Here is a 5,034-nt window from a genome sequence, read left to right on the forward strand (position 1 = left end):
GGTGCGTTTTCCGTTGGCGAATTAAATTCGCCACGGGTCGCACCTCTGCATCGCTTGAGGACTTGTGATCTAGAACACATCTAAACACGATCTAGATCTCCAGACAGGGGTGCTATCTATCACCCTACTGGTGTGACTTTCGTAAGCGTAGTTATGGGAGTTTGATCACTTCCAATACCTAGTAATTAGTGGTCAAATAGAGAGCAGTCACTACCCACTTCGAGTGAGTAGAAACAGGGAGGGTTGTCATGCAAACTTTAAAACAGGGATCCAAGGAGTGCAATGTCATGGCAAAGTTGGCGGACAAACTGGAAACAGAATGGCAGTCGCGCTTGTTGAGTGACTATCCAAACCAAAATCCAGCCACCAGCTCCAGTATTATACAGTGGTTAATTGGAGAAGATAAAGAAGGGTTTGACACCCTCACTCAGAGCCAACTGGCAATCGCTGTCCAAGCAATGGAGTATCGTTACAGAATTTTGCGACAGCGTTACTTGGGGGTGCCACCAGAACGTTGCTATCGCAATTTGACCACCCGCTTAGCCAGTCTAGTTACCTTACGCAATAAAATCCGCACTTGGGTGTCCTTAAGTCGTGATCGCCAAAGGGCTGTGGTAGATGTTCTCCAAGAAGTGATTCAGGAATTATTAAATAGCGATCGCTATATCCAAAAACAAATTGCCTGGATTAGACAATGTACCAAGGAAGAACCACTGCGCAATGCTTTATTATTAACTACTCTTGAAGAGTATTGTCTCCGCCCGATTCGCAACCAGCCCTTAGTTGTCTATCGGTTTGTCAACTTTCTGCGTCGGTCTCAACGTGGCGGTATGACCCATGTGCCGGAAGGAGACATGGTACGTTTAGTGTCAGAGTCAATCAACCCGGAAGGGGAAGCCGATGCACCAGTGAGTCTATTGGATAACCAAGCCATTACTAATTATCAACATAAGCAGGCTTGGGAAGACAAACAAAGCCTAAGGATGTCTGTATCTAAAGAATTTGAGGCATACTTAGAGAAAAACTTAGGGTCTGAGGCGGCCCTTTGGCTGCGACTTTACTTACAAGGTCAATCTCAAGAAGCGATCGCTCGTCGCCTAGATTGGCCGATCAAGAAAGTCTATCGTCTACGGGAAAAAATTAGCTACCATGCCATTCGTGTCTTTTCCATCAATGGGGTAAAAGGCAATCCAGACTTAGTAGCAAGTTGGTTGGAAACATCCTATTCTGAGCACAGTTTTGGACTAACCCCAAGGCAATGGCAAGAATATCAGCAAAAACTGACCCCTGAACAACAGCAGTTGCTGGATAAGATGAAAGCTGGTCAGACCTTAGAAGCGATCGCTAACGATCTTAACTGGAGAACTAACCAGGTGATGGGTGAATGGAACAAACTCTATCTAGCAGCTCAAGCCCTGCGCAGTGCTTCGGCAAGTTGAGGTTTGAATTTTATTATCCAATAAATCGCGCTAATTATTTATAAAAAATAGGTATTAATTAGTATAGCGACAAGGAGCTACAGCCAAACAACACCAATTTATTTAAAACAGTAATTTAGTGTAATACTAATTTACTGCAATAGGGCATGGAAACCAATTGAAACAATTGTCCATGCCCTATTTTTTATACTCCTCACCTGACAAGGGCTAATGCCACCAAACTAGATATCACTTTTTAGCTATAAACTGACCTTTAAGAGATTGAATCTCACCTGATAATTCTTGGCGTGTTTCGACTTTGAGTAGATAACGAGCTACAAACCAGATGGTATAGCCAATACCCACTAATTCAAACAACGGTGCCATCAGGGGAATATCGTTAATTGCATCCAGCACCGCCAACGTGATCTTAACAGTTATGAACCCAGCGAGCAAAAGACCAATGGTAAGCAGGGGTTTTTGGTAATTGCTAACAAATCCGCCTATATATTCCGGCAATTGTGACAAAATGTCTGTAAGAGTTTGGAACCATTCCTGCCACGGTTGGGTGAGTTCTGGCTCAGGAGTAGTGAGTTTGGCTATAGCACCAGGTTTATCAACTTTGAGGTCTACTTTCAGCTGTTTTTGATCCTCAAGGGTAGTTTCATTGGTGCTGCTCTGAGTATATGCAGATGCTTGGGGATTTGACGTCATATTTCCTCCAAAATTCTATTAAAGCAGGATATTCTATCGTTTTAGCAAGGCAGCTGCATAAAATTACAGACTGACTAACTCTTGCCCATGTTATCAAAAGTTTCATAATGACCTGCTAGGGGTGAGCATCCGTGGGTATTGGCTGATTTATAGCCAACTGGTCTCGTGACCAGTGCTCACTAAGTAGGTCAGCATTACAACAACTGGTTAGGGAAAATCTAAAGATTTTGTTAAAATACTGAAAAACAAGCTTCCAGGAGAACACCTCCAATCATGAGCAACACCCTATCCCAAAAGCAAGTTGTTATTTCCCCTTCTATCCTGTCAGCTGATTTTAGCCGACTGGGAGAAGAAATTCAGGCTGTGGATGCCGCAGGCGCTGATTGGATTCATGTTGATGTAATGGATGGTAGATTTGTCCCTAACATCACCATTGGTCCTCTAGTTGTTAGCGCCATTCGCCCGATTACCCAAAAGCCACTAGATGTCCACTTGATGATTGTGGAACCAGAAAAGTATGTGGAAGACTTTGCTAAGGCAGGGGCTGATATTATCTCAGTTCATGCTGAACACAATGCTTCACCCCATCTGCACCGCACTCTCTGTCAGATTAGAGAATTGGGTAAGCAAGCAGGTGTTGTACTTAACCCCTCCTCATCCTTGGATTTAATTGAGTACGTCCTAGAAGTCTGTGACTTGATCCTGATTATGAGCGTCAATCCTGGCTTTGGTGGTCAAAGCTTTATCAAAGAAGTTGTACCAAAAATCCGCACACTGCGTCAGATGTGTGATGAGCGTGGTCTTTCTCCCTGGATTGAAGTGGATGGAGGACTCAAGGTTAACAATACCTGGCAAGTGCTAGAAGCTGGAGCAAATGCGATTGTGGCTGGCTCGGCTGTATTCAAGGCACCAGATTACGCAGAGGCAATTAGCGGTATTCGTAACAGCAAGCGTCCTGAACCCGAACCCGAGTTAGTAACTGCCTAATCAGAACTATCCCAATTAGGTAAATCTTAAGCAGAGGTCGAGGGGGCTCATTCTGAGCAGCCCCCTTCCCGCGCCTAAGCTCCTTACTCCCTACTGCCATGAAGCCCAAAGGCGTAAGTACCTTGTCTTGATGCAAAGCGCGAGTGGGGGAAACCCCCGCATGAAGGCGCTGCATCGCTAGCCAAGGTCGAACTGCTATAATCGGCAAAACTTTCGCTCGCGGTCAAATTCTGGATTTTGCCAAGAGAAGGCAAAATGGCTGACTGAGTTGATTTGTGGTGTCACTCGGCGCAGTGCCTGCATCTGGTTTTCTAGGGAAGGACGATTTTTTATGGATCTTCCCCAAGTACCTGCTAATGCTGGTTTTACGTCTGTTTCCGACGATGCCCACTTAAACACCCGTTTGACTAAATTAGCAATACAACCGGTGTGACCACAAACACCATAAGACATGGGATGCCATTCCAGGGAACGGGGAAAATGTTCCCAAGGCTGTAGTCTCGAATCATAACCCATGCGACCTACAACTTGGTTGCCATCGGGGAAAAACACTGCACCGGCTTGTACCCCAGCTCGCTCTGCTGCCAGTTCGCCTAATTTGAGAAAATCTAATATCCCTTGGGCAGCGTGAGCAACACTCAGTTGCCACAATTGCCATTGTATAGTTCGAGTACTTTCTCTTGCTGAAGGAGTGCGACCTTGCCAGAGGGGGGTTTTTTCATCAGGGTAGAGCTTTTTGACAGCTTTTATATCCTTAGCGCTAATGGAACCCTTACTCAGATAGCGCCGAATTAGCTCCTTACCTTGATTGTTACCAGCCCGTTGATAGAGGGCTTGCTTAGCTGCATCACTGTAAATCCAAAGATCCTTGACACTGCTGGCCACAGACTGAGAACCTGAACCACGGGGATAGCGAATGTAGTCGAATAAAATCCCATCGGGGCGTCGCTTTAATACACCCTTAAGCATCTCATAGTAGTCTACCTGGGCTTGTCGATTGTAAGGGTCGATAAATACTTGAGAGCCATCCTTAACTACAGACAAACTCGTTTCTCCTTGACCATTGCGGGCAAGAATCTGTTGCCGCTCGGCACGATGACCGTAGGTATAACCAAAATTCATCGTAAACATCCAGGCATACACCTGCAAACCTCGCTCACGACCTTTTTGAATCGCTTGGGCTAATAAATCTACGTTCTCAGTCCCCGGTTGTTGTATGACTGACGGCCAAGGAGTACGATTATCTGCCTTTGGTAACAGGACGCGACCATCGTAAAATACTTCAACGTAGACCTGATTGTAGCCTTGGTTAACAATACGGTCGAGGGTTTCCTCAAGGGCTCCAGGACGAGCATCACAGGGATATAAGCGCACCCAAATGGCTTGGTTTTGCGGCCAGGTTTGGGAACGACACTGCTGTAAGAAACTGGCGTGTTCCTGGATAATGGTTTGGTAGCTGATTTTAGAGTCTGAGTTGTCCTTTAAGGAATTAACTCTTAAGCTTTCTTTTTGAGCGATCGCTTCCTGAGTAAAGTGGCAATAAGCTTTTGTTTTTGCCTCAGCGGTTGGTACAAACCAACACTGACTCAAAAGACTACTTCCTATTGCAAAGGTGGCAATCAAGCTACGATGTAGACCTTGCCGGTGTTGCCTCCGTTTACCAAAACTGTTATACATTCCTAGAAACACTACAAAAGAACAGAAAGTTAGCCAAAAGCCAGTTAACTCATCCCCGATTGCTTCAATATCTTTGATATCTTCCCCAGGTGCAGCATCAGGGATTCTAAACAGATACTATGAGAGGGTCAGCAAGTCACTAACTCGTTGTCTTGATGCAAAGCGCGAGTGGGGGAAACCACGGCAGTCGCTCATGGGGGAGACCCCCTTTGGCGGCGCTGCCTCCCCAAGACCGCGC

4 protein-coding genes are annotated in these 5,034 nt (G+C 45.7%); 2 read left to right on the plus strand and 2 right to left on the minus strand.

Going from position 1 to position 5,034, the window contains the following annotated elements; translation table 11 throughout:
• Positions 1 to 248: 248 nt before the first annotated feature.
• A complete protein-coding gene (locus tag AC4II3_RS31185; protein ID WP_488015471.1) occupies positions 249 to 1,439 on the plus strand; it encodes a HetZ-related protein 2 in 1,191 nt (396 codons plus the stop codon).
• 228 nt (positions 1,440 to 1,667) lie between these two features.
• Here the strand turns inward: AC4II3_RS31185 and AC4II3_RS31190 are convergent, their stop codons facing one another.
• Positions 1,668 to 2,132, minus strand: coding sequence for a CAAD domain-containing protein (locus AC4II3_RS31190; RefSeq protein ID WP_488015470.1), 465 nt, complete (start codon positions 2,130 to 2,132; stop codon positions 1,668 to 1,670).
• A gap of 273 nt (positions 2,133 to 2,405) precedes the next feature.
• On the opposite strand from AC4II3_RS31190, the gene rpe reads away from it, so the two are divergent.
• Entirely contained in the window at positions 2,406 to 3,119 is a 714-nt protein-coding gene (rpe, locus tag AC4II3_RS31195; protein ID WP_488015468.1) for a ribulose-phosphate 3-epimerase, read from the plus strand.
• Between the two features lie 195 nt (positions 3,120 to 3,314).
• On the opposite strand, the gene AC4II3_RS31200 is transcribed toward rpe, so the two are convergent.
• On the minus strand, positions 3,315 to 4,796 hold the full coding sequence (locus tag AC4II3_RS31200) for a family 10 glycosylhydrolase (RefSeq protein WP_488015466.1): 1,482 nt from the start codon (positions 4,794 to 4,796) through the stop codon (positions 3,315 to 3,317).
• Positions 4,797 to 5,034: the final 238 nt, after the last annotated feature.

It is taken from the genome of Moorena sp., assembly GCF_982860115.1.

Excerpts from the sequence above, each read along its gene's own strand:
- rpe (WP_488015468.1), top strand. The coding sequence starts at position 2,406 with ATGAGCAACACCCTATCCCAAAAGCAAGTTGTTATTTCCCCTTCTATC.
- AC4II3_RS31200 (WP_488015466.1), bottom strand. The coding sequence starts at position 4,796 with ATGTATAACAGTTTTGGTAAACGGAGGCAACACCGGCAAGGTCTACAT.
- AC4II3_RS31185 (WP_488015471.1), top strand. The coding sequence starts at position 249 with ATGCAAACTTTAAAACAGGGATCCAAGGAGTGCAATGTCATGGCAAAG.
- AC4II3_RS31190 (WP_488015470.1), bottom strand. The coding sequence starts at position 2,132 with ATGACGTCAAATCCCCAAGCATCTGCATATACTCAGAGCAGCACCAAT.